20 protein-coding genes are annotated in these 23,478 nt (G+C 55.8%); 12 read left to right on the top strand and 8 right to left on the bottom strand.

What is annotated here, in order from left to right; translation table 11 throughout:
- Window positions 1-10: 10 nt before the first annotated feature.
- From ACQ9LF_RS03545 to ACQ9LF_RS03490, 12 genes are all read left to right on the top strand, one after another.
- Window positions 11-217, top strand: coding sequence for a hypothetical protein (locus ACQ9LF_RS03545; RefSeq protein ID WP_462487984.1), 207 nt, complete (start codon window positions 11-13; stop codon window positions 215-217).
- An 18-nt stretch (window positions 218-235) separates the two neighbouring features.
- Window positions 236-1,381, top strand: coding sequence for a pPIWI-associating nuclease domain-containing protein (locus ACQ9LF_RS03540; RefSeq protein ID WP_462487983.1), 1,146 nt, complete (start codon window positions 236-238; stop codon window positions 1,379-1,381).
- A complete protein-coding gene (locus tag ACQ9LF_RS03535) occupies window positions 1,375-3,033 on the top strand; it encodes a DUF3696 domain-containing protein (RefSeq protein WP_462487982.1) in 1,659 nt (552 codons plus the stop codon). Before ACQ9LF_RS03540 ends, ACQ9LF_RS03535 begins: the two co-directional genes overlap by 7 nt.
- Complete coding sequence (locus ACQ9LF_RS03530) at window positions 3,030-4,025, top strand: hypothetical protein (RefSeq protein ID WP_462487981.1); 996 nt, start codon at window positions 3,030-3,032, stop codon at window positions 4,023-4,025. Before ACQ9LF_RS03535 ends, ACQ9LF_RS03530 begins: the two co-directional genes overlap by 4 nt.
- Before the next feature lie 40 nt (window positions 4,026-4,065).
- Entirely contained in the window at window positions 4,066-5,925 is a 1,860-nt protein-coding gene (locus ACQ9LF_RS03525; RefSeq protein ID WP_462487980.1) for a DEAD/DEAH box helicase, read from the top strand.
- A 3-nt stretch (window positions 5,926-5,928) separates the two neighbouring features.
- Window positions 5,929-6,150, top strand: coding sequence for a hypothetical protein (locus ACQ9LF_RS03520; protein WP_462487979.1), 222 nt, complete (start codon window positions 5,929-5,931; stop codon window positions 6,148-6,150).
- A gap of 6 nt (window positions 6,151-6,156) precedes the next feature.
- Window positions 6,157-7,518 (top strand): sigma-54-dependent transcriptional regulator, encoded by a 1,362-nt coding sequence (locus ACQ9LF_RS03515; protein WP_462487978.1) that lies wholly within the window; start codon window positions 6,157-6,159, stop codon window positions 7,516-7,518.
- Window positions 7,519-7,691: 173 nt separating this feature from the next.
- Window positions 7,692-9,554: a sensor histidine kinase gene (locus ACQ9LF_RS03510; protein ID WP_462487977.1), complete on the top strand. Its 1,863-nt coding sequence runs from the start codon at window positions 7,692-7,694 to the stop codon at window positions 9,552-9,554.
- Between the two features lie 189 nt (window positions 9,555-9,743).
- Window positions 9,744-11,417 carry a potassium-transporting ATPase subunit KdpA gene (kdpA, locus tag ACQ9LF_RS03505; RefSeq protein ID WP_462487976.1) on the top strand — a complete coding sequence of 558 codons (1,674 nt, stop codon included), beginning with the start codon at window positions 9,744-9,746 and terminating at the stop codon, window positions 11,415-11,417.
- A gap of 29 nt (window positions 11,418-11,446) precedes the next feature.
- Complete coding sequence (gene kdpB, locus ACQ9LF_RS03500; protein ID WP_462487975.1) at window positions 11,447-13,525, top strand: potassium-transporting ATPase subunit KdpB; 2,079 nt, start codon at window positions 11,447-11,449, stop codon at window positions 13,523-13,525.
- An 8-nt stretch (window positions 13,526-13,533) separates the two neighbouring features.
- Window positions 13,534-14,121 (top strand): potassium-transporting ATPase subunit KdpC, encoded by a 588-nt coding sequence (gene kdpC / locus ACQ9LF_RS03495; RefSeq protein WP_462487974.1) that lies wholly within the window; start codon window positions 13,534-13,536, stop codon window positions 14,119-14,121.
- Window position 14,122: 1 nt separating this feature from the next.
- Window positions 14,123-15,814 carry a PTS sugar transporter subunit IIA gene (locus ACQ9LF_RS03490; RefSeq protein ID WP_462487973.1) on the top strand — a complete coding sequence of 564 codons (1,692 nt, stop codon included), beginning with the start codon at window positions 14,123-14,125 and terminating at the stop codon, window positions 15,812-15,814.
- 462 nt (window positions 15,815-16,276) lie between these two features.
- On the opposite strand, the gene ACQ9LF_RS03485 is transcribed toward ACQ9LF_RS03490, so the two are convergent.
- The 8 genes from ACQ9LF_RS03485 to groL (ACQ9LF_RS03450) all read right to left on the bottom strand — a co-directional run bounded on the left by ACQ9LF_RS03485 (window position 16,277) and on the right by groL (ACQ9LF_RS03450) (window position 23,238).
- Complete coding sequence (locus ACQ9LF_RS03485) at window positions 16,277-16,987, bottom strand: DNA alkylation repair protein (RefSeq protein ID WP_462487972.1); 711 nt, start codon at window positions 16,985-16,987, stop codon at window positions 16,277-16,279.
- A gap of 4 nt (window positions 16,988-16,991) precedes the next feature.
- A complete protein-coding gene (locus tag ACQ9LF_RS03480) occupies window positions 16,992-17,315 on the bottom strand; it encodes a DMT family transporter (RefSeq protein WP_462487971.1) in 324 nt (107 codons plus the stop codon).
- Between the two features lie 5 nt (window positions 17,316-17,320).
- Window positions 17,321-17,641: an FmdB family zinc ribbon protein gene (locus tag ACQ9LF_RS03475; protein WP_462487970.1), complete on the bottom strand. Its 321-nt coding sequence runs from the start codon at window positions 17,639-17,641 to the stop codon at window positions 17,321-17,323.
- Window positions 17,642-17,652: 11 nt separating this feature from the next.
- On the bottom strand, window positions 17,653-18,270 hold the full coding sequence (locus ACQ9LF_RS03470) for a nucleotide exchange factor GrpE (RefSeq protein ID WP_462487969.1): 618 nt from the start codon (window positions 18,268-18,270) through the stop codon (window positions 17,653-17,655).
- A gap of 99 nt (window positions 18,271-18,369) precedes the next feature.
- Window positions 18,370-19,515, bottom strand: coding sequence for a molecular chaperone DnaJ (gene dnaJ, locus ACQ9LF_RS03465; protein WP_462487968.1), 1,146 nt, complete (start codon window positions 19,513-19,515; stop codon window positions 18,370-18,372).
- A 92-nt stretch (window positions 19,516-19,607) separates the two neighbouring features.
- The gene (groL, locus tag ACQ9LF_RS03460) at window positions 19,608-21,224 is read right to left on the bottom strand and encodes a chaperonin GroEL (RefSeq protein ID WP_462487967.1); all 1,617 of its coding nucleotides are present in this window, start codon (window positions 21,222-21,224) and stop codon (window positions 19,608-19,610) included.
- A 33-nt stretch (window positions 21,225-21,257) separates the two neighbouring features.
- Window positions 21,258-21,548: a co-chaperone GroES gene (groES, locus tag ACQ9LF_RS03455; RefSeq protein ID WP_462487966.1), complete on the bottom strand. Its 291-nt coding sequence runs from the start codon at window positions 21,546-21,548 to the stop codon at window positions 21,258-21,260.
- 43 nt (window positions 21,549-21,591) lie between these two features.
- Window positions 21,592-23,238, bottom strand: coding sequence for a chaperonin GroEL (gene groL / locus ACQ9LF_RS03450; protein WP_462487965.1), 1,647 nt, complete (start codon window positions 23,236-23,238; stop codon window positions 21,592-21,594).
- Window positions 23,239-23,478: the final 240 nt, after the last annotated feature.

Here is a 23,478-nt window from a genome sequence, read left to right as displayed (position 1 = left end):
GAGGTGCATTATGCCCAAGAAGCCAGAAAACCACGGCAAACCCTGGACTGACAAGCAGGTTCAGCAGTTAGAAAAACTCGTTGACCAGAACACCCCCACACGGGTGATCGGTCTCAAACTCGGACGGACGGAAGACGCGATCCGATCCAAGGCGAGCGAAGAGGACATCTCGCTCAAGCCGACAAATCAATCACCTTACAACCGGCGCAAGAAATGAGGCGTTGAAGGAAGTAGCATGGATGACGATCTCCGACATTTCCGGCCTGCCTACCTGAAGATCCAGGAGGACATGGAGCGCCTGAACCGCGCTCTCAAGCCGTCCTATCTGAGCGTCTATGAACAGATGGAGCGGGCGCTTGAGCCGATCAGGCGTCAGCACTTGGAGATCTCACGTTCCATCGAGCTTTCCGGACTTGCTTCCTCACATCTGGCCGAGATCGTCCATGCGAATCAGCGCTGGCAAGATCTCATCGACCAAGCCTCCGCATCAAGCCGCGTCTTTGAGGATATCAAGCGGACGCATCAGACATGGCTCGAAGGGATCAGGCCGATGCAGGACAGCATCGATCAGCTTCAGGCAGCGGCCAAGCTGTCCCTCGGTGACATAGCCTATCGGATGACTGTCTCCGAGCGGCTTTTGGCCGGGATTGACTTCGATGCCATGCGACAAGCCATGGCATTACCGGAGCCGGCGTTCCTGAAGTTCCAGGACGTGATCGGCAATGTGACGTCGACCTATGAAAGGCTGGCCGCATCCATTCGTGTCCTTCCGGATGTGACCTATTTACCGACGTTCGCGCTGCCCGGCGCAACGCGTGAGGTCTTCATCACTGGCTACGCATTAGACACGATCCGGGTTCCGGAGGAGCCGGAGGACGAGGATGATGCATCTGTCGTTCAGTTGATCGCCGAAGTGGAGCAAGAAACCTCCGGCTGTATCGGGTTGCTACAGGCCGTCGATCCCGCACTGGCGAGACCGTATATCGGCGCACACGATGCGCTGCGCGGAAGAAACGTCGACCGCACAAGGCACATTCTTTCCTCGTTGAGAGAGTTCTGGAACCACTTGCTGCGTCGCCTGGCCCCGGACGAACACGTGCTTTCATGGGTATCGACGGATGATAAAGACCTGCTCCACGAGGGGCGGCCGACTCGAAGAGCGCGCGTGCTGTACGTTTGTCGCGGCCTCAACCACGAGCCTCTGACCGATTTTGTCGTTCAAGACACGCGTGCGCTGGTGAAACTGGTGGATTTTTTCAATCGTGTCCACGAACTCGATCCGGAATTGACGGATGAACAGCTCCGCGCCCTTCTACTCCGGACCGATTCCTGGCTCACGTATATTTTGCAGATCTGGAAGGGGACGAGACAACCATGTTGACTGCTTTACGAATCGGAAATTTCAAGGCCTTTGCAGAATCGCAGCGAATTCCCGTCCGTCCCTTGACCTTGATCTATGGTGCGAACAGTTCCGGAAAATCGAGCGTGCTGCACAGCATGATTCTCGCCCGTCATGCGCAGGAAACGGGCGATCTGGATGTTCATCGCACCAATGTGGGTGGCGAATCGGTGGATCTGGGTGGATTCCGCCAGTATGTCCACAGGCGTGAGGCCAATCGCCGGGTCGAGTGGGCCATGGACCTGGATACGAGTTCATTCAAGGACCGGCTCGCGGAGCTCTTCGCGCCGGTGAAGCAGGTCACGATGCTCCTCAATCTTGGCATCGGCCTGGACGATCAGGACCACCCGCTCCCGGAGTCAATTCCTGAAATTCACACCTATGAACTTCTCGCCGATGGTCAGAGCCTTCTCCGGATGAGTCGCCGCAGAGACGGTAAGCTTCAGCTCGACCGCTTGGATCACGAACATCCTGTTTTTCGGGAAGTTATCAAGGCGATGGTCCTGCTTTCTACAACGACCGAAACGATTCACCCGGAGGACTTTGAGGGCCTTGATGAGGCGATTGCCGAGCTTGTCCCGGAGGTGGTGGCAAAGAGCACGCAGTTTTTGCCGGACGGATTGGCGGAATCAAATGTTTTCAGCCCGGGCGGTCAGGCAAGACTTTTTACGATCAGCAAAGCCCGCAGAAAAGAGGAGTTGAGCGCGGCAGTACGTTCATTCCTTCCCCGCAAGATCGACGAGATTCTAAGAGGCGTAGGGCAGGTGGTCGCAGGCGAACTATCGCGCCTCAGATACTTGGGTCCATTGCGGTCTTATCCGCCGCGCCATCTGGCCTTTTCTCAGCACCACGATCCGAACTGGTATGCCGGCGGGGGCTACGCGTGGGACGTCATTCGTCGTGACGCAAGTGTTCGGAAACTGGTTAATGAATGGCTCTCCGCGCCTGACCGACTCCAGACACCATACGAACTGATCTTGCGAGACCTGGTTGGGATTGATCAATTGGAGGGCCCGCTTCTCGATGGGCTTGAACAAATTGAACTCGATATGGAGCCAGATTACGACGACAGCCCCACGCCAACCGGGGCTTATCCTGTCGTCAAGGACCCGGAGGCGGAAGCGGTGAAGATCCGGGACCTTATCCGCTCCTCGGATATCGACAAGCTCAATGAGCTGATCATGATCGACCGCCGATCGAACACAGTGGTGAGCCATCGGGACGTGGGGATTGGCGTCAGTCAGGTAATGCCCATCCTTGTGGGCGCATATGCTTCGAGGAACCAGATTGTCGCCATCGAGCAACCGGAAATCCATTTGCACCCAGCGCTCCAGGCCGACTTGGGAGACGTGTTCATCCAATCTGCGCTTGGCCCAGGCAGGAACAGGTTCTTGATTGAAACGCATAGCGAACACTTGCTTTTGCGCGTAATGCGTCGGATGCGTGAAACCAGCAACGACGAACTGCCTGAAGGAGTTCCACCTATCACTCCGAAGGACGTGTGCGTGTTGTTTGTACAGCCGAAAGGAACATCGTCGGCGGTGCGCCACCTGGAATTAGATGAAGAAGGTCAGCTCCTGGACGCGTGGCCGGGCGGCTTCTTTGAAGAAGGCTACCGGGAACGGTTTGCGTGAAGGAGGAGCTGCCTGTGCTTTATGAATTTGCCATGACGCCTGACCTATTCGACGCATCCGTAGCCAACTCGGACGGCAAAGCAAGCATTATTCTGGTCGAACTTTTAAGGGGGATAGCCGAAAACGGCCTATTGGCAAACCTCCATAAGGATCGATGGTTACGTCATGTAACAGGGGAGCGGGTAACGACGCTTTCGCCCGCGTTGAAAGATAAAGTCTTTACGTGCCTTAAGGTACTGAACGACCGGCATCGGCTGGTCCGGCACCCAAAGTGCATGGCTGGCGATCCCGGCAATGATAAAGAATGGTTGAACCTGGCTTTCGACTCGCACGACCGGATTCCCTTTCACGCCATTGTCCTGAGCCAACCGTTGATAGACGGTTGCGGCCGCGAATGCGACGCCTTGGTCGAGTTCTTTGGCTCTTTGGATTCAGCGCAGTGGAACGGCAGACGGAAGAGGACATTGTCTCTGACCAAATCGGATGCCGACTACCGCGCCGCTCTTGCTCCGATATTGCGTCATGCGAAATCCCTGGCGCTTATCGACCCCTGGCTGAACTCGCATGAATCACGCTACCTCGACACGGTTACCATCTGCTCGAACGTTTTGGGACAAAGAGGACATGCGAGGCTTCAAGGGCGTATTGATATCCATGCGGAGGCTGCGAAACAGAAGCCGGATGGCCGAACTGTTGCAGACCACCTCGCCGGCTGGGAACAAAAACTTCGGCCGCTGATAGCGGTGGATGGCCATCGTTTCAGGGTGTTCCTCTGGGAATCTTTACCTGGTTCTGAGTCGATGCATGACCGTTTTATCCTGACGGATCAATGTGGCATTTCTGCTCCCGGCGGACTGGATTGCCGAAGTCACTCCCATGCCAATAGAACGGACTGGAGCCTGCTTGACGAGGATGTAAGACAACGCCGCTGGAACGAATACGACCCCCCTGTGAGCCCTTTCAAGTTGCTGGGGAATAGGGAGATTTCATGACGAGAGTTAGGTGCAGATCAGCCGGAAGGTTCACAAAGAGATGACTAACGAGGAAATAGCCAGATTCTTCAATACAACACGGCCCTTCATCCAGGGCAATCCTGACCTGCGCGATCCCCAGGTCGAGGGATGGTTCCGCACGCGCCAGCACTTCCGGAACAGCAGAGATCACGCCATCCTTCAGATTCCGGTGGGCTGCGGAAAGACGGGCCTCATGGCCCTGCTGCCTTTTGAGACCGCCCAGGGTCGGGTCCTGGTGATTGCTCCGAACCTTGAGATTCGTCGGGGCATTTCCACTGCCTTCGATGTCGCCGGGCGTGAATGCTTCTGGACCTCCACGCGTGTTTTGACCGATGTGAGTCATGGCCCCTTCACGGCCGTCCTGGACGGCCAGGACGCGAACATCCACGACTGCGAGAACTCGCACATCGTGGTTACCAACATCCAGCAACTGGCCAGCCGGGCTGACCGCTGGCTTCCGGCCTTCGCGGATGATTTCTTCGACCTGATCCTGGTGGACGAGGGGCATCACAACGTTGCCAGAAGTTGGGAACGGGTTTTCGAGCGGTTCCCCAACGCCAAGGTCGTCAGCTTGACCGCCACGCCGTTCAGAGGCGACGGACGCGAGATCTCTGGCGAGCGGGTTTATGCCTATCCATTCCGGACCGCCATGGTGCGAGGATACATCAAACAGATCACTGCGATAAACGTCGCGCCCGAGGAGATCTCCTTCACCTATCGAGGTGATGCCAGGCGGCACACGCTTGAAGAGGTCCTTCAACTCCGGGACGAGGAGTGGTTCAGCCGGGGTGTGGCTCTCGCGCCCGAGTGCAACCGGTCCATCGTGGACGCCAGCATCCAGTGGCTTCAGCACCTCCGGGAGACCGGTACATTCCATCAACTGATCGGAGTCGCATGTTCGGTGGATCACGCCCGCCAAGTTCGTTCCCTTTACGCCGAGCGTGGTCTGCAGGCGCGTGAAATCCACAGCAACATGCCGGCGGAGGAAATTGAGGACGTGCTCCAGGACCTGCGCAGGGGCCGGATCGATTGCATCGTCCAGGTCCGGATGCTCGGTGAGGGATTTGACCATCCAAACCTGAGCGTCGCCGCAATCTTCCAGCCCTTCCGGTCGCTATCGCCCTATGTCCAGTTCATCGGCAGGGTCATGCGCGTGATCCACCAGAACAACCCCCAGCACCCGGACAACCGGGGCGTGGCGGTCTCCCATGTGGGCCTGAACATCGACCGACATTGGGAGGATTTCCGACGTATCGACCAGGAGGACCAGGAACTCATCCAAGGCTGGCTTGAAGCCGGAGACGAGCGTCCCCCGGCCGATGAGCCGGGCCGGCGGCGACGCCTGACGCCGGACATGGTGGTGCAGAACGAGATCATTAGCCACTTCATCGAGCAGGAATACCTCGACCCGATGGATGACGCTGTGATCGACGACCTCGTCCAGGAATTCCGAAGGCGCGGTCTCGACCCCGAGGCCCTTGGGCTTTCCCGCGAAAATCTCCGCCAGCGCCTCATTCAGGCACGGACCCGCGAGAGTATGGAGCCCCGGGAGATACCGGTCACGCCCCAGCGCCGTCGTCAGGAAGCCCGCCGAAGGCTCAACGAGCGCTCCCGGGCCTTGGCCAGCCGGATTCTGAACGCCCTCGGCGCGTCCATCAACGGCCGCAACATCGTTCTGGCCTACCCAGAACTCAGAAGCGCAAACAACTACGCTGCAGTCATTATGATCGTGAACGGAGCCGTCAACGAGCGCCTCGAGGTGGAAGGCGGAACCCGCGGTGAAATCCCACTGGAGCGGCTGGAGGAGGTTCTGGAACAGATCGACCAGATCGGGGACGACGTCCAGGCCCAAATTCAGGAGCGCCTTTCAAGGAGATAACCGATGCCCAAGCTGAAACGCCTTCTCGTATCCGTCTGCTTCGAAACCGCCCAGCGGCGGAGACACTGCTCGCGGAACCAGGAGCACGTTATCTGCCAGGGGGACAAATGCCTGGTCATCAAGGAGAACATGTCGAAGAACAACTACTGCATGGAATGTGCGGCGTTGATTCTTCAAAAGGCACGCCAGGACTTGGACTGTTTATGTGATGAGATCGAGGCGTGATAGCCCATGACGACGAAAAGTCAAAGCAACATTCAAGGACTTAATGTCCTGATCGTGGATGACGAGGCCAATATCCGCAAGACACTCACGGTCTGTTTGGAGTCGCGCGGCCATCGCGTGACCGCTGTCAGCAATGGAAAGGACGCCCGGGTGGAGTCCGACAGACAGGTGTTCGACCTGGCGTTTGTGGATTTGCGGTTGGGCACGGAAAACGGCCTTGACTTGATTCCCCCCATCCTCGGCGCATGCCCCTGGATCAAGATCGTCGTCATCACGGCTTATGCGTCCATCGACACCGCCGTCGAAGCCATGCGGCGGGGGGCAACTGATTACATTCCCAAGCCATTCACTCCCGAGCAGGTCCAACTGGTCACCGAACGGGTGGCAACCGTTCGCGGCATGGAGCAACGAATAGCGACCTTAAAGGAGGACCTGGAGCGTTTGCATCCGGAGGTTTCGTTCTCCTCACAACATCCCGGCATGCAACGCGCTGTGGAACTCGCGCGGCAAGTGGCCGCCTCGGAGGCGGTTGTCCTGCTGCGAGGTCCCAGTGGAACGGGAAAGACAGTACTGGCTCGCGCCATCCACGGTTGGAGCCACAGGGCGGATAAGCCGTTCGGAACCATTTCATGCCCAACACTCAGCCCCGAACTCATCGAGAGCGAGCTTTTCGGACATGTGAAAGGCGCCTTTACCGGTGCGCTCCGCGATAATCCAGGTCGGGTCGCCGCCAGCGAGGGCGGGACCTTGTTCTTGGATGAGATTGGCGATTTGCCTTTGGCGCTTCAACCCAAACTCCTGCGCTTCATACAGGATCGTGAGTATGAGCGTGTGGGCGATCAACGGACGAGACGCGCGGACGTCCGCATCATCGCGGCAACCAACACGGATCTGGATAAGGCGGTTCAGGCGGGACGCTTCCGCGAAGACCTGTACTATCGCCTGAATGTGATTCAGATCGATTTGCCACCCCTGATGGATCGCCCAGACGATGTTGAACTACTGGCGAGAAACATGTTGGAGTTCTTCGGCGCGCAAAACCACAAGGTGCTGAAAGGCTTCAGCGACACGGCCATTGAGGCCCTGCGCCAATACGCGTGGCCGGGCAATATCCGCGAACTGCGCAACGCGGTCGAGCGAGCCGCGATCCTGTGCGCCAGTGATGTTGTTCAAGTTGAGCACCTTCCCGCGTCCATCGCGCCGCATACTCCACCGCTCCAATTGGGTGACCACGTTTCCCTGAAGATGATCGAGGAACATCACATCCGCCGAGTTGTCGCCTCCACCAAGACCCTCCAAGAGGCCGCCAATATTCTCGGCATTGACCAGGCCACCCTTTGGCATAAGCGAAAGCAATACGGCATCTAACAGGCCGGACCTTTCTCTTTCCCGCCCTTGACCTTGTAAAACACAAGGTCGATTCGGGGCCGCCCTTGTCCATCACAAGGGATTTCTTCCCAAACAATGCGTAACATGTTGAATTTACGCCAACTACGCGATTGGCACGGCTTGTGCTTTGTTAGCAGGTGGAGGTCTTGGTCATGATTGGAATAAGACAAAAACTGATGCTGGGCTTTGGCGGGTTGCTCACCGTCATTGCGATTGTCGGCGCGATGACGATGGTTCAGATCAATGAACTCGGCGAGGCCATCGGAATGATCCTCAAGGAAAACTACCGTAGTGTGGTGGCGTGCCAGGACATGAAGGAATCCTTGGAACGAATGGACAGTGGCATGCTGTTCACACTTGCCGGGAACGAACTTGAGGGGAAACGTCTCATTGAGGAAAACACCACGAAATTCCGGGACGCCTTGCATGTGGAACTTGGCAATATAACGCTTCCCGGTGAACGCGAAAAGGCTGAGAAAATCAGGGCCTTGTTTGAAAGATACGTCGAAGTCATACCGCTTGTGACAGAGGTCGGACGATCTATCGAGGAGAGGAAGGCCGAGTATTTCTCGAACGTGCAGCCGCTATTCCAGGAGATCAAGGACATCGCACAAGACATTTTATTGATGAACCAAACGAACATGAGCGAGGCCAGCAACACCGCGAGAAGGCTCGCGGATACCGCCCATCGCCGCATGTTGGCAGCGATCATGATTTCCACGTTCTTGGCGCTTCTATTCAGCTATCTCGCTCACCGATGGATTCTACACCCGATTAAGCGACTGATTGAATCCACGAACGAAATACGAGGCGGAAATCTTGACCTCGTTCTTGAAGGCGGATCGAGAGACGAAATCGGTCGGCTTTCGGAATCCTTTAATGATATGGCGGCCGCCCTGAGGCAGGTGCGCAAGGAAGACAGGATCAACCTGATGCGGACAAAACGTGCGACAGAGGAGGTCTTCAAGGCTCTCCCAACCGCCATCGCCGTGCTCGATCTCGATGGGAAGGTGGAGGTCTCAACTGAAACGGCCGACCGTCACTTCGGCCTCAAACCCGGCGTTCTCGCAGGCGAGCTTGGATACGATTGGCTGCTTCCCCTGACCCGGAAAGCCCTCGACGAGGATAATATCGTCGAGCGCGACCCCAAGAACGGTTACGTCCAGCAGTTCGTTGACAATCGCGAATACTTTTTCCAGCCGATGGTGGTTCCGATTCCCGTCGGCCCGGAGCGTCGAGAGCCCACGGGCGTGGCGTTGATTCTCAAGGACGTGACTCAAGTCCATGAGCAGCAAGAAATGAAGCGCGGCGTTGTATCCACCGTCTCGCATCAACTCAAGACACCTTTGACCTCCCTTCGCATGTCCATTCACCTTCTGCTGGAGGAGCGGATCGGATCTCTGAATGAAAAACAGATAGAGCTCCTTATGGCCGCGAGGGATGATAGCGAAAGGCTGGTGGGTATTCTTAACGATTTGCTCGATATCAACCGAATCGAGTCCGGAAAGTCGAGGCTTACACTCGAGCACGCCACACCGAGAACCCTTGTCCGCGACGCCATGGAGCCATTCCTCGTGGATGCCAAGGATAAGGGCGTGACCCTGGTGAACGAAGTGTCGGACGACTTGCCTGAAGTCATGGCGGACTCCGAAAAGATCCGTCATGTGTTCGCGAACCTCCTCTCAAACGCGCTTCGATTCACTGGCCCCGGAGGCTCGGTGACCATCAGGGCTAAGTTGGAACAAGATCGTGTGGCGTTCCTTGTTGAAGACACCGGCAAGGGCATGCCGGAGGAAGAACTAAAACATCTGTTTGAGCAATTCTATCGAGCGCCCGGTCAGGATGAGAAATCCGGTGTGGGACTGGGCCTGGCCATCGTGAAGGAAATCGTCCTCGCCCATGGCGGGGATGTGGGCGCTGAAAGCGCGCTCGACAAGGGGTCGACGTTCCGCTTCACGCTCCCATTACGAACCGACACGACGGCGGAAACACACGCCAAAGCCACGGAGGAATAGGCATGCTACTCACACTGTACATAATACTTGGATTGGCCCTTTTCGCCGCGCTGGCGGCTCTCGCATTCGCATGTGACAAGATATGAGGAGGCTATCATGCTTTATCTTTCAGCAATCGTCCTGGTGTTGTGCATGGCGTACCTCGTGTACGCCATCATCGACCCGGAGCGATTCTAACGGAGAAATGTCATGTCCATCGTTTTCATAACCTTCATTCTTGGAATAGCGGTATTGCTGTCATGGCCCCTGGGAAGAGCCATGACCTGGGCGATGAACCCCGGCGACAAGGTCGGTGGTTTTCGTGGCGGCGCTGAGAGACTCTTTGAGAAAGCGGCGGGCAAGGTCATCGCCAGGGCGCAGACATGGAAGGAATATGTGCTGTCCATGCTCCTCTTTAACGGGTTCATGTTCATTATCGTGTTCGTGATTTTAGCGATGCAACAGGTGCTTCCCCTGAATCCGGATGGCAAGGGCGCGCTTTCACCTGATCTGATTTTTCATACGGTGGCTTCCTTCACATCGAACACGAATCTTCAACACTATTCGGGGGAGGTCTCGTTAAGCTATTTTTCACAGATTTTCGGTTTGATGTGGCTGCAATTCGTTTCCGCCGCCACGGGAATCGCCGCCTTGACCGCCCTGGCCAGGGGGCTCGCCGGCAAAACATTGCTCGGAAACTTCTATCGTGATCTCATGCGGGCGACCTTTCTCGTGTTGCTGCCACTGGCGGTGGCGGTGGCGGTGTTTCTTCTGCTGGGCGGTGTTCCCATGACCTTGCAGGGCTCAGCCACCGTCAAAACACTTGAAGGTGTGCTGCAAACCATCGCCAGGGGACCGGTCGCGGCGTTTGCGGCGATCAAACAACTGGGCACCAACGGCGGCGGTTTCTTTGGTCCCAACTCGGCGCATCCCTTCGAGAATCCGTCTTTCTTCACCAACATCGTCGAATGCCTGAGCATCATTCTGATTCCAATGGCATCGGTGTGGATGTTCGGCCGCATCACGGGCCGGATGCGACACGCGGTTATTGTCTTCGCGGTGATGAGCGTGTTGCTGGTTGGAACGGTGGGACTCGCCGTCCATTTTGAAAGCGCTCCAACAGCCGCCTTTAACGGATTGCCGATTCAAGCAACCGGAAACCTTGAGGGCAAGGAACTTCGCTTCGGTTCCGCCGCTGGCCCGCTGTGGGGAACGCTCACAACCGCCACGAGCAACGGATCGGTCGACAGCATGCACGACAGCTTCAATCCGCTTACCGGTCTCATTCCATTGGCGGGAATGTGGCTGAACGTGACCTTTGGCGGAGTTGGCGTGGGTTTGATCAACATGTTCCTGTACATCATCGTGGGCGTGTTCATCTGCGGCATGATGGTCGGACGAACCCCGGAATATTTCAATCGCAAGGTCGAAACCCGCGAGATGAAGCTCGCCCTCTTGGCGCTTCTGATTCACCCGTTGTTCATCCTGGGTGGAACGGCCTTATTCGCCTTGACCCCATGGGGTGCCTCGACGGTGCACAATCCCGGCGCGCACGGGTTCACGGAAATCCTCTATGAGTTCAGTTCCGCGGCGGCTAACAATGGGTCGGGCTTCGAGGGCTTGGGCGACAACACGGTCCCCTGGAACGTAGCCACCGGCGTCATCATGCTGCTGGCCCGATTCGTTCCGATCATTTTGCCCTTGGCCATCGCCGGGGCCTTAGCCGCGAAGAAACCGGCACCGGAAACCACCGGAACCCTGCGAACGGACACCTTCCTGTTTGGCATGGTCATTTTGGGCAGCGTGGTCTTCATTGGGGCGCTGTTGTTCCTACCGGTGGCCGTCCTGGGTCCGATAGCGGAGCATTTGGCGGCCGGACTATGAGCCGGGGAATGGGAAAAGAGGTATGAAGCATGAATGACCATATAAATGAAAACGTACAATTAAAGCTTGATCGTCGTAAGGCTCGACGGGCCTCGCTCTTTGAGAGGAACCTGGTGCGAACCGCCGGGAAACAATCCGTGGTCATGTTGAAACCATGGGTCATGGCGCGGAATCCCGTGATGTTCATTACCGAGATCGGGGCGGCGCTGACCACTCTTGTGCTGATTGTGGATCTGTTTAACGAACAGTCGGCGTTTTTCTATACATTCGCAGTAACCGCCATCCTCTGGCTGACCGTGCTCTTCGCCAATTTCGCGGAGGCCTTGGCCGAGGCCCGGGGCAAGGCCCAGGCGGATACGCTGAAACGGACCCGGCGCAAAACCCTTGCCCGAAGAGTGATGAATGGCGTTGAGGAACAGGTGAGTTCCGACGAGCTTCGTGAAGGCGATGTTGTGTTGGTTAGCGCCGGTGAAACCATCCCCAGCGATGGCGAGGTGATCGAGGGAGCCGCGTCCGTGGATGAGTCGGCGATTACTGGTGAGTCCGCGCCCGTGGTCCGGGAAGCCGGAGGTGATCGGTCCGGCGTCACAGGGGGCACGCGCGTCCTTTCCGACCAGATCAAGATTCGCATCACCGCGGGGGCGGGCGAGTCCTTTCTCGACCGCATGATTGCCCTCGTGGAGGGGGCGGTCAGACAGAAAACCCCCAACGAGCTTGCCCTCAACGTTACATTGGCGGGACTCACACTCGCCTTTTTGATGGTGACCGGAGCCCTTTGGCCGATCGGTCGATATTTCGGCGTGGACCTTCCGATCCCGACGTTGATCGCCTTGCTGGTCTGCCTCATCCCCACCACCATCGGTGCTTTACTCGCGGCTATCGGGCTTGCGGGCATGGATCGCGCTCTCTCGGCCAACGTGCTGGCCAAAAGCGGTAAGGCGGTGGAATTGGCCGGCGACATCGACACGCTGCTTCTGGACAAAACCGGCACCATCACCATGGGGGATCGCCAGGCAACTGAGTACCATCCGTTGCCCGGAGTGACGAGAGAAGCGTTGGCCGAGGCCGCCATGTGTGCCTCCTTTGGAGATCAGACACCCGAGGGCAAATCCATTGTGCGGCTTGGAGAGGAGACTCTTGGACCCGGAGCGCCGGGCGAATCGCCGCAGGCCAAGGTCATTCCCTTTACGGCGCAGACACGCTTGAGCGGCCTTGATTTGCCCGATGGCCGCAACTACCGCAAAGGTGCGTCCGACGCCGTTTGCGCCTATATCCGTGAACAAGGTGCTCCGATTCCCGAGGCAACCCAGCGACTGGTGGATAATGTCGCGCGCCATGGAAGCACGCCCATTGTCGTTGCCGAGGGAAAAAACATCCTCGGAGTGGTCGCGCTTTCGGATGTCCTGAAACCCGGCATCCGAGATCGATTTGAGCGGCTGCGGGCCATGGGGCTGCGCGTCGTCATGGTGACGGGCGACAATCCCCTAACCGCGGCGGCTATCGCCAAGCAGGCGGGTGTGGATGATTACATCGCGGAAGCCAAGCCGGAGGACAAACTTGAGTACATCCGGAAGGAACAGCGCGTGGGAAGACTGATCGCGATGATGGGAGACGGCACGAACGACGCTCCGGCGCTTGCCCAGGCGGATATCGGCGTCGCCATGAACTCCGGCACCCAAGCGGCCAAGGAAGCCGGAAACATGGTGGATTTGGATAGCGACCCCACCAAGCTGATCGAGGTCATCGAGATCGGAAAACAACTGCTCATGACCCGGGGCGCGCTGACGACATTTTCCATAGCCAATGATGTGGCGAAATACTTCGCCATCATCCCGGCCATGTTCATGCTGGCGATCCCACAACTGGCGGCCCTCAATATTATGAGATTGGAGACGCCGGGAAGCGCGATTCTTTCGGCCCTGATTTTCAACGCCATCATCATCCCGCTTCTGATTCCCATCGCCATCAAGGGAGTCAAGTACCGTCCCATGGGAGCGGATAGCATCCTGAGACGGAACCTCCTGGTCTATGGATTGGGAGGTGTAATCGCGCCCTTTGCCGGCATCAAGCTTATCGACTTGGCGTTGAGCATGACCGGACTGTTTTAGGAGGGAACATGGACAATACGATTGAAAGAACCGGCTTTATCACCCAGGCGGGCACATCGATCAGGATCGTACTTGTAACGATGGTGATTTGCTGTCTTCTATATCCCTTGGTGATATTGGGCCTTGGGCAGACCCTGACGCCCAATTCCGCCAACGGGTCGATAGTAAGCAATGGCCGGGGAGAAATCGTCGGCAGTAAGCTCATTGCCCAGAAATTTGACCGGCCCGAGTACTTCTGGCCGCGACCATCGGCGGTTGACTACAACGCGGCAGCCGCCGGGGGCAGCAACTTGTCACCCACCAATCCGGAGCTTCGCGAGAGGGCAAAGACCCTGGTCGCTAGGTTCAAAGCGACCGCCGAAGATCCGATTCCCGCTGATTTGGTAACCACTTCGGGAAGCGGTCTCGATCCGAACATCACGCTTACCGCCGCCAGATACCAGGCGGGAAGGGTCGCCGCGGCCCGAGGTTTATCCAACGAAACCATAATGGAATTGCTGGACAGATATGCGCGCCGTCCGGGCGGAGTGCTTACCCCGCAGCCGCTGGTTAACGTATTGCTTGTGAACATGGCCTTGGACAGGTTGGGCAAATGAGATGAACGGAAACCGCGCGGACAACTTCCTGCGTCTGATCCGCCGCTCACAGCGGGGCAGGTTGAAGATATACCTCGGCTACGCGGCCGGGGTGGGTAAGACGTACCAGATGCTCCAGGAAGGTCACCGCATCAAGGAGGACGGCATCGACCTGACCGTCGGTCTTGTCGAAACCCACGGGAGGGCGGAAACCGAGGCCTTGCTCATGGGATTGGAGGTGATGCCGCGCCGTAAGGTCACCTATCGCGGGATCGAGATCGAGGAGATGGACCTCGACGCGATCCTGTCCAGGCGTCCGAGCGTTGTCCTAGTGGATGAACTGGCCCACACCAACGTGCCGGGTAGTAGGAACGCCAAACGCTACCAAGATGTTGAAGAGCTTCTTGCCGCGGGCATTCACGTCATCTCAACGCTTAATATCCAGCATTTGGAAAGCCTGTATGAAACCGTCGAACGGGCCACGGGGGTCAAGGTGCGCGAGCGAATCCCCGACCGCGTGGTCGCCGAAGCCGACCAGCTTGTCAACGTCGACATCACCATCGAGGACCTGCGACGCCGCTTAAAGGAAGGAAAAGTCTACACCAAGGAGCGGATTGAAACCGCGTTGGACCATTTCTTCAGGCCGACCAACCTAGAACAGCTTCGCGAGCTGACCCTTCGTGAGTTGGCGGCCCAAATCGATTCGCGCCGACGCGATCCCCAGGCCGAGGATATTCCCGCAAGCCCGGATCAGGTCATGGTGTGTCTAAGCTCCAGGGGACCGAACAGCGAGGCCTTGCTGCGTTATGCGTCGCGCCTGGCCGGGCGGCTGAACCGTAACTGGTATGCCGTATATGTGCAGACATCCAAGGAACAACCCACTGTCATTGACGCGGCAACCCAGCGGATGCTCTCCAACACCCTGACCCTTGCTCAGCAATTGGGGGCAACGGTCTTCACATACAAGGGCGACGATGTCGTCAAGACCATCCTCCAATTTGCCAAGGAGTATCGTGTCGGGCACATTGTAATTGGAACCCCTGGGAAAAAGGTGCCTTTTTGGAAGCGATTGCGTGGGGAAGGCAGTATCCTGGATCGGTTGGTTACCGAGGGAGCTGGGATTACCGTCATTGTTCTGGACACGAAGGCCATACGGGAAGAGCGACCATTCCCTGAAATAATCCCTCCGGCTATTGAATCGGATGAAGGGCTCAAGGCGCGTAAGGACTTCATCGGTGAGGGCGGTGCGGCGCTATCGAGGTCGACCAATCTGGTTTGGGAAAAGGTCATTGAAAAAGAGGATGCAATCAAGCGTCTGCTCGATTCCTGTCGCGAGGTTGGTAAGGGGCGGATGGGATCGGCATTGGAATCCGTTCTCGACCGAGAAAAACAAGGCGGGACTTTCGTGGGCGAGGACGTGGCGATCCCCCATGCGCGGATAGCAGGTTTATCTCGCCCTATAATGGCTATTGGCGTCGGCAGAGAGGGAATCCAAGACCAAGAGACGGGTCGGAAGGTTAGGCTAATGATTTTGCTGTTATCCCCCATTGATCCGCCGGAAAGCCACTTGGAGATGCTTGGACTGATCAGCAGGATGACTCGGGATGACCAGTGGCGTAAGAATGTGCTTGCCGCCACGAGACCCGCCGAGATCAAGAGGTCCATTCAGATGTGGGAAGCTGGTCAACAGGATTCCGCCGAGACATCGTCATGATCATCGGAGCGAATGTTTTGTCCTACTGTTCCGGGGCACGACTTGTTGAGCACTCAGAACTCCGGGGATGGTATCCCGAGATGCTTTAAATCCGTAGTAGATTCACGGAAATATGACTTGACACCGCTTCCGGTCCGTCTGGAACGGCCTGCTCTTTGATAATTCTTGATATAATAAGGGATTAGGAGCCGGAAGCTCGATGGAGAACGGTTATGAAGAGGGTTGCACCCGGGGAGCTGTAGTCCATCGCAAAGTCTTTCAAGTCAACTATTTACAACACTTTGGGTTGAGGTATGTCTCAATTCAATGGGAGTTTGTGTCGATTCTGTGGTGAGGAAGGAGCATCAGTCATTTATCCTGCACGGACTTCCAGACGCCAGGGTTTATGCTGAGGCGTGGCAATCATGCTGTTGCAGCATGCTGGCGGCTTGAGGCTTTATACCGCCGGCAAGTCAGGACATATCAAAACCGACCACTATACTTTTTCTTTTGTGCCGGGCTGAAACGCTCGATGGCATATCGCAGCATCGTCCGGGGCATCTGGCGGTAATGGGTCTGGAGAAAACGCTCTTCGGTATCCTGGCTAATACGTTTGCCGACTTCCCGCAGCATCCAGCCTGTGGCCTTGTGAATCAAATCGTGCTCATCGTTCAGCAGCAGTTCCGCAATGGCAAAGGTGTCATCGGCCTGTCCGTGTTTGATAAACGCAAAGGTTGCCACGATTGCGATGCGTTTATCCCAGAGGCTGTTTGATTGAGCCAGCGTGTACAATATCGCCCGGTCTTTATCAAGCAGATAATCGCCAACGATATTCGGTGCTGACAAATCCACCAAATCCCAGTTATTGATCCATTTACGATAATTCAGATATAGCTCAAATATCGTTTTGCGGGACACGGCATTCGCCTGGGCATATTGTTGAATTAAAATCAGCAGGGCGGTCATCCGGTGTTCATGTATCTTGCTTTGCAAAAGACTGACGACATCCTCCAGCGGCAAATGACAGTACTGTTTGGCCAGTCTTCGCTGGAGGGGAACTTTAAGCCCTAAAAAAATATCTCCTTGGCCATATTGTCCCGGCCCGGTTTTGAAAAACCGCTGTAAGATCACGGCCTGTTCAGGATCGGCCATGACTTCCAAATCACGTTTCAATTGAGAAACGGAAAGCCCCATCAGCTCATTGTCCGGTGCAAGTGAGTTTTAATCCCAAGATGCCCGTCAGGATCATCATCAGACACAGGATACGAATCGGATTTACGCTTTCAGAAAACAGAATAATCCCTCCCAATGCCGTCCCGGCTACACCGATACCTGTCCAGATTGCATACCCTGTTCCCAGCGGGAGGGTCTTGACTGCCAGCGATAGAAAGACGTAACTGGCAACCATTCCCAGCACAGTGAGAACAGACGGTACCAGCCGGGTGAAACCCATGCTGTATTTCAGACCAATCGCCCACCCGACTTCAATAATCCCCGCAACAAACAGGTAAACCCACGCCATCTGAGTTACGCCGTTTTCTTCTTGGATGAAGAGGTGGATTCGGTTTTGGTTTGTGCTGCCGGCTTGCTGTCTTTGGTTTCTGTCTTGGATTCGGTGGAACTCGAAGCGGGCTTGTCATTACTGGCGGCTTTCTTATAAGTCTCAGACCGATAATCGGTCTGATAAAAACCGGACCCTTTGAAAATCAGCCCCGCCCCGGTCCCCAGTAATCGTTTTAATTTCGATTTGCCGCATTCGGGACACTTTTTCAGCGGATTGGCAGTAATTGACTGAAAGGCTTCAAACTGATGTCCGCAGGCATCGCATTGATAATCGTATGTAGGCATAAGCAGACTCCTTATGATGCTTGAGCTTCGGTATCATTATTTTCGACGTCGGTCGTTTCCTCGGCAGGAGGTTCCGGCGGACTGGGTAGTTTGTTGACGACCACCTTGGCCGGCCGCAGAACCTGACCGTTAAGGATAAAGCCGCTCTGTAATTCTTCCAACACAATATTGTCCGGCTTGTCCGGGTCACATTTTTGCATCAGGGCCTCATGTTTTCCCGGCTCAAATGGCTGCCCCGCACTGACGATTTTTTCAACCCCATGGGCCTTGAGGGCATCGAAGAAGTGGTCATACAGAAATTGAATTCCCTGAATGACGCTTTGCAGGGCCTCTGTGCCCTGGGCCGTTTTGGCCCCCGCTAAAGCATGGCCGAAATTATCCAGTGTCGGCAACAGCGATTTGATAATGCCGCGTTTTTCATAATCCACGGAGTCGGCAATCTGACGCGGGACCCGTTTCTGATAATTCGCATAGTCGGCCGCCAGACGCTGATACTTCTCGGTCAGTTCTTTATTTTCGGCCACAAGCTTTTCAACCTGCTTTTGCAGGTCTTCCGGAGCGGCCGCCGCAACCGGCTGTTCAGACGTCTGCGGGGCTGGCTGCTGATTGTTTTTTTCTTGTTCGCTCATATTCTTTTTTTTACGACCAAATAACATTCTGTGTTTCCGTATTGGCTCAGTACGTTGTATCGCTCAATCCGACTACCGGACACGACCTGGCAGGGGGATTTATTTGTCCGCCCCGAGATGCCGTTTGAGTCGGTCAAAAAAACTGGAGCTTTCCGAAGACGTATCTTTGCTTTCGGTTTGTGCAAATTTCTGTAAAAGCTCATGCTGTTCGCTGGTCAGCTTTTTGGGGATTTCTACCATCACCCGAACCATCAGGTCTCCGTTTCGTCCGGATCGCAACTCTGGCAATCCATGCCCGCGTATCCGGAAAATATCCCCGTGCTGGGTGCCAGCGGGGATTTTCAGCTGTTTGGTGCCTTCCAGTGTCGGCACATCGATGGTGTCTCCCAACGCCAGCTGCGTAAATCGCAGCGGAACGGTTACCACCAGATTCGAACCTTCCCGCATCAGGAACGGATGTGCCTTGACGCGGACATAGCAATACAAATCACCACGCGGGCCACCGTGTTTGCCCGGCTCGCCTTCCCCGCCGACTCGTATTCCCTGACCTTCGTGAACACCGGCTGGAATCTTTACCGCCAGGGTCCGTTTTTTGGGGACCAAACCCGTTCCGCGGCATTTGCGGCAGGGGTCGGTGATCACCTGGCCGGCACCCTGACAGGTCGGGCACGTCGAGACCATTTGGAAAAATCCGCCCAGACCGGCCCGCTGGACCTGTCCGGCGCCGCCGCAGGTTGGACAGCGAGACGGAGCCTTGCCTTTGGAGGTTCCGGTTCCTCCGCAATCCGTACAGGTGTCCTGACGGGTAAATTCAATGGTCTTTTCAGTGCCTTTGGCGACTTCTTCGAGCGTCAATTCGACCGAAGTTTCCAGGTCGTACCCGCGGGTTTGCCCCTGCGAGCGGCCGGATCGTCGCCGGCCGCCGCCGAACATATCCCCGAACAGGTCGCCGAACATATCTCCGAACATATCGGAGATGTCCTGGACGTTCATATGGGAATAATCATGAACGCCGGCACCGCGCAACCCGTCGTGACCAAACTGGTCATACCGTTTGCGTTTTTCGGGATCACTGAGGACCTCATACGCCTCAGCGCATTCCTTAAACTTGGTTTCGGCTTCCTTGTCGCCCGGATTTTTGTCCGGATGGTATTTTAATGCCAGCTGCCGATACGCCCGTTTGATGTCGTCGGCGGAGGCATTTTTTTCCACGCCCAGCACTTCATAGTAGTCGCGTTTTGCCATCGCGTTGTTGCCTTTCGGCTTAAAGCAAAAACCGAGTTACCTGAACAGCAGGATGCAGCCTGGACGGTAACTCGGTTTCTGGATTGTTGGAGTTAGATTACTGCGCCATGAACTGCATTTTTCTTGTCATTGTCTTTCAGGTCGGTAATCACGACATTGGTGGTCAGCATCAGACCGGCCACGGACGCGGCATTCTGCAGGGCAGTGCGTGCGACCTTCGCCGGGTCAATAATACCAGCCTTGAACATATCGACATATTCGCCGGTATTGGCATTGAAGCCGATATTGCCGCCTTTTTCCAGCAGCTCTTCAACGACCACATTGCCTTCCATGCCGCCATTGTCCACGATCTGGCGGGTCGGAGCTTTCAATGCCCCGCACAGGATATCAAAGCCGATCTTTTCATCGCCTTTGGCTTTGCTTTTGGCCTTTTCGACCTCCGGGATGCACCGCAGGAAAACCACGCCTCCGCCGATAACAACCCCTTCCTGGGCTGCGGCCTTGGTGGCATGCAGGGCATCATCCAGCAGATCCTTGCGCTCTTTCATTTCAGTTTCGGTGGCTGCACCTGCCTTGATGACGGCAACGCCGCCGGTCAGTTTAGCCAGCCGTTCCTGAAGTTTTTCACGGTCGTAATCGCTGGTGGTTTTCTCAATCTGCGAGCGAATCTGATCGCAGCGGGCAGAGATGTCTTTCTTCTTGCCGGCGCCTTCAATGATGGTCGTATTCTCTTTGCCCACAACGACCTTTTTGGCTCGCCCAAGCTGTGACAGCTCGATGCTTTCCAGCTTGATGCCGAGGTCTTCGGTAATGACCTGGCCTGCAGTCAGAACCGCGATATCCTGCATCATGGCTTTTCTGCGATCGCCAAAGCCCGGGGCCTTGACGGCACAGACTTTCAATACGCCCTGCAGGCGGTTGATGACCAGTGCTGCCAGGGCTTCGCCTTCCACGTCCTCGGCGATAATCAGCAGCTGGGAGCCGGTCTGAGCAATCTTTTCCAGCAGCGGAACCAGTTCCCGCAGGTTGGCGATTTTCTTTTCGTGCAGCAGAATATAGGCATCTTCCAGCACGCATTCCAGCGTGTCCGGATTGGTCATGAAGTAAGGCGAGATATAGCCCTTATCAAACTGCATGCCTTCGACAACGGTCAGTTCGGTTTCCATGCCCTTGCCTTCTTCGACTTCAATAACGCCTTCCTTGCCGACTTTGTCCATGGCCTGGGCGAGGATTTCACCGATTTCCGGGTTGTTGTTGGCGCTGATTGCAGCTACTTTGGCGATATCATCATGGCCTTTGACGGGCTTGCTGATGCTTTTGATATACTCGGTGGCGACTTCAGCAGCCTTGAGGATACCACGCTGAATGGCGACCGGGTTGACGCCGGCGGTAACATATTTCAGACCTTCATTGTAAATCGCCTCAGCCAGGACGGTGGCGGTGGTCGTTCCGTCGCCGACACGGTCACTGGTCTTGCTGGCGACCTGGTTAATCATCTTGGCGCCGATATTTTTGAACGGATCGGGCAGCTCAATTTCCTTGCTGACGGATACGCCGTCTTTGGTGACTTTGGGCGAACCCCAGCTTTTGTGCAGCAGCACATTGCGGCCGGTAGGCCCCATCGTAACTTTGACGGCTGCGGCCAACTGGGCCAGACCTTCTTTGAGCTGAGCCCGTGCCGCATCCTGATACATCATTTGTTTTGCCATATTTCAAAACCTCCAGTGTTCCGGATAGGATTGTTATTTTTCGATAACGCCGAGGATTTCGCTTTCACGCAAAACCTTGTAATCCTCGCCGTCCACTTCCACTTCACTGCCGCTGTATTTGCCGAACAGCACGGTGTCGTTTTTCTTGACCGACATCGGGGCTCGCTGGCCGTTATCCATCAGTTTGCCAGGCCCCACGGCAATGACTTTGCCGATGAGAGGTTTTTCCTTGGCGGTGTCGGGCAGGACAATCCCGCCTGCGGTCTTGGCTTCGGCTTCCTGGGGTTTGACGACAACACGATCTTCAAGGGGTATCAGTTTCATAACAGTTCTCCTGTCTGTGTATAGTTGTTTGATGTTTGTTCCATTACATATCCATGCCGTCCATATCGTCCATATCCGCTGAGCCAGCCGGAGCAGTCTTCTTGCTGTCCTTGGGCTTTTCTGTGACGATGCAGTCGGTTGTCAGCAGCAGACCCGCAATCGATGCGGCATTTTGCAGGGCAATTCGTGTAACCTTGACCGGATCCACAACCCCGGCTTCCAGCAGGTCTTCGTATTTATCCTTATCGGCATTGTAGCCAAAGCCGCCTTTGCCCTGAGCGACTTTGTTGACCACCAGGTTGCCTACCGCGCCGGCATTCTCGGCAATATAGTAGCAGGGCATCCGCAGGGCGCTGGCGATAATGTCGGCGCCTGTTTTTTCATCGCCGCTGAGTTTAAGAGCCTTGACCGACTCGATGCAGCGAACCAGGGCGACGCCGCCGCCGGCCACGATCCCTTCTTCAATCGCCGCACGCGTGGCGTGCAGGGCATCTTCAATGCGGGCCTTCTTTTCTTTCATTTCCGCTTCGCTGGCGGCCCCGACGCGAATCTGGGCAACGCCGCCGGTCAGTTTGGCCAGCCGTTCCTGAAGTTTTTCCCGGTCATAATCACTGGTGGTTTTTTCAATTTCGTCTTTGATTTGTTTGATGCGTCCCTGAATGGCAGCGCTGGCACCAGCACCTTCGACGATGATGGTATTGTCGTTGTCGATGGTCACCTTCTTGGCCTGGCCCAACTGCGACAATTTGACTTTTTCCAGGTCGATGCCAAGATCCTTGAAAATAGGCTCTGCACCCGTCAGGACGGCAATATCCTCGAGCATGGCTTTTCTGCGGTCGCCATAACCGGGAGCCTTGACTGCAGCAACCTGAAGGATACCGCGAAGTTTGTTCACCACCAGCGTGGCCAGGGCTTCGCCTTCCACGTCTTCTGCAATAATCAGCAGAGGACGCTTGCTTTTGGCGACAGCTTCCAGCAGGGGAACAATTTTAGCGACATTGCTGATTTTGTCCTCGAAAACCAGGATATAGGGTTTGTCGAGCTGACAGGTCATGTTATCGGGATTGGTCACAAAATGAGGCGACAAATAGCCGCGGTCAAACTGCATCCCTTCGACGTATTCGACGGTGGTATCAAGACTCTTGCCTTCTTCGATGGTGATGACGCCGTCTTTGCCGACCCGCATAAAGGCCTCGGCCATTTTTTCGCCGATTTCAGTGTCATTATTAGCACTGATAGAGGCGATATTGACAATGTCCGTCTTTTTTGCGGCATTGATGGGCTGGGCCTGTCCTTTCAGGGCTTCAACTGCAGCGGCGACCGCCTTCTGAATGCCGCGATTGAGGGCCATTGCATCAGCGCCGGCGGCCAGGTTCTTAAAGGCTTCTTTGAAAATGGCCTCTGTTAACACGGTCGCGGTGGTGGTGCCGTCCCCGGCAATTTTGGATGTCTTGCTGGCGGCTTCTTTGACCAGCTTGGCGCCCATATTTTCGGTTTTATCAACCAGTTCGATTTCCTCGGCGACGGTGACACCGTCCTTGGTCACGGTCGGACCACCCCAGCCTTTGTCAATGATCGCACAACGGCCGCGAGGACCCAGGGTGGATTTGACCGCGGCTGCCAGCTTTTCCACGCCAGCCAGCAGAGCGGTTCTTGCATCGTTTTCAAACGATAAGTTTTTTGCTGCCATAACTTCTGCCTCTCCTATTATTGAATGAGTAAAGCGACAGTTTTCTTTTTGATGGGGATATTGCAAAAAAAATACCAGGTTTTTTAAAAGTTTCGGGAGTGTCCTATAAAAAAATTATAAGTTATTGATTTAGCTATAGATGTGTGTTTTGAAAAATATTTTTGAATTCTTCGTAAATCTCAGTTTAAGGGGCCGTCTGCCACTTTGTAATATTGAAAATGGGGTTTGGGTGCCAACTTG

Source organism: Anaeroglomus insulsum (assembly GCF_050689095.1).
Lineage (GTDB): Bacteria > Planctomycetota > Phycisphaerae > Sedimentisphaerales > Anaerohalosphaeraceae > Anaeroglomus > Anaeroglomus insulsum.
This window is presented reverse-complemented; position numbering and strand designations above follow the sequence as displayed.

Bases quoted from the DNA above. Each gene is read 5' to 3' on its own strand.
- ACQ9LF_RS03510 (WP_462487977.1), top strand. From the start codon at position 7,692: ATGATTGGAATAAGACAAAAACTGATGCTGGGCTTTGGCGGGTTGCTC.
- ACQ9LF_RS03535 (WP_462487982.1), top strand. From the start codon at position 1,375: ATGTTGACTGCTTTACGAATCGGAAATTTCAAGGCCTTTGCAGAATCG.
- groL (WP_462487967.1), bottom strand. From the start codon at position 21,224: ATGGCAAAACAAATGATGTATCAGGATGCGGCACGGGCTCAGCTCAAA.
- ACQ9LF_RS03480 (WP_462487971.1), bottom strand. From the start codon at position 17,315: ATGGCGTGGGTTTACCTGTTTGTTGCGGGGATTATTGAAGTCGGGTGG.
- ACQ9LF_RS03515 (WP_462487978.1), top strand. From the start codon at position 6,157: ATGACGACGAAAAGTCAAAGCAACATTCAAGGACTTAATGTCCTGATC.
- kdpC (WP_462487974.1), top strand. From the start codon at position 13,534: ATGGACAATACGATTGAAAGAACCGGCTTTATCACCCAGGCGGGCACA.
- kdpB (WP_462487975.1), top strand. From the start codon at position 11,447: ATGAATGACCATATAAATGAAAACGTACAATTAAAGCTTGATCGTCGT.
- kdpA (WP_462487976.1), top strand. From the start codon at position 9,744: ATGTCCATCGTTTTCATAACCTTCATTCTTGGAATAGCGGTATTGCTG.
- groES (WP_462487966.1), bottom strand. From the start codon at position 21,548: ATGAAACTGATACCCCTTGAAGATCGTGTTGTCGTCAAACCCCAGGAA.
- ACQ9LF_RS03545 (WP_462487984.1), top strand. From the start codon at position 11: ATGCCCAAGAAGCCAGAAAACCACGGCAAACCCTGGACTGACAAGCAG.
- ACQ9LF_RS03540 (WP_462487983.1), top strand. From the start codon at position 236: ATGGATGACGATCTCCGACATTTCCGGCCTGCCTACCTGAAGATCCAG.
- dnaJ (WP_462487968.1), bottom strand. From the start codon at position 19,515: ATGGCAAAACGCGACTACTATGAAGTGCTGGGCGTGGAAAAAAATGCC.
- ACQ9LF_RS03490 (WP_462487973.1), top strand. From the start codon at position 14,123: ATGAACGGAAACCGCGCGGACAACTTCCTGCGTCTGATCCGCCGCTCA.
- groL (WP_462487965.1), bottom strand. From the start codon at position 23,238: ATGGCAGCAAAAAACTTATCGTTTGAAAACGATGCAAGAACCGCTCTG.
- ACQ9LF_RS03485 (WP_462487972.1), bottom strand. From the start codon at position 16,987: ATGGGGCTTTCCGTTTCTCAATTGAAACGTGATTTGGAAGTCATGGCC.
- ACQ9LF_RS03475 (WP_462487970.1), bottom strand. From the start codon at position 17,641: ATGCCTACATACGATTATCAATGCGATGCCTGCGGACATCAGTTTGAA.
- ACQ9LF_RS03525 (WP_462487980.1), top strand. From the start codon at position 4,066: ATGACTAACGAGGAAATAGCCAGATTCTTCAATACAACACGGCCCTTC.
- ACQ9LF_RS03470 (WP_462487969.1), bottom strand. From the start codon at position 18,270: ATGAGCGAACAAGAAAAAAACAATCAGCAGCCAGCCCCGCAGACGTCT.
- ACQ9LF_RS03520 (WP_462487979.1), top strand. From the start codon at position 5,929: ATGCCCAAGCTGAAACGCCTTCTCGTATCCGTCTGCTTCGAAACCGCC.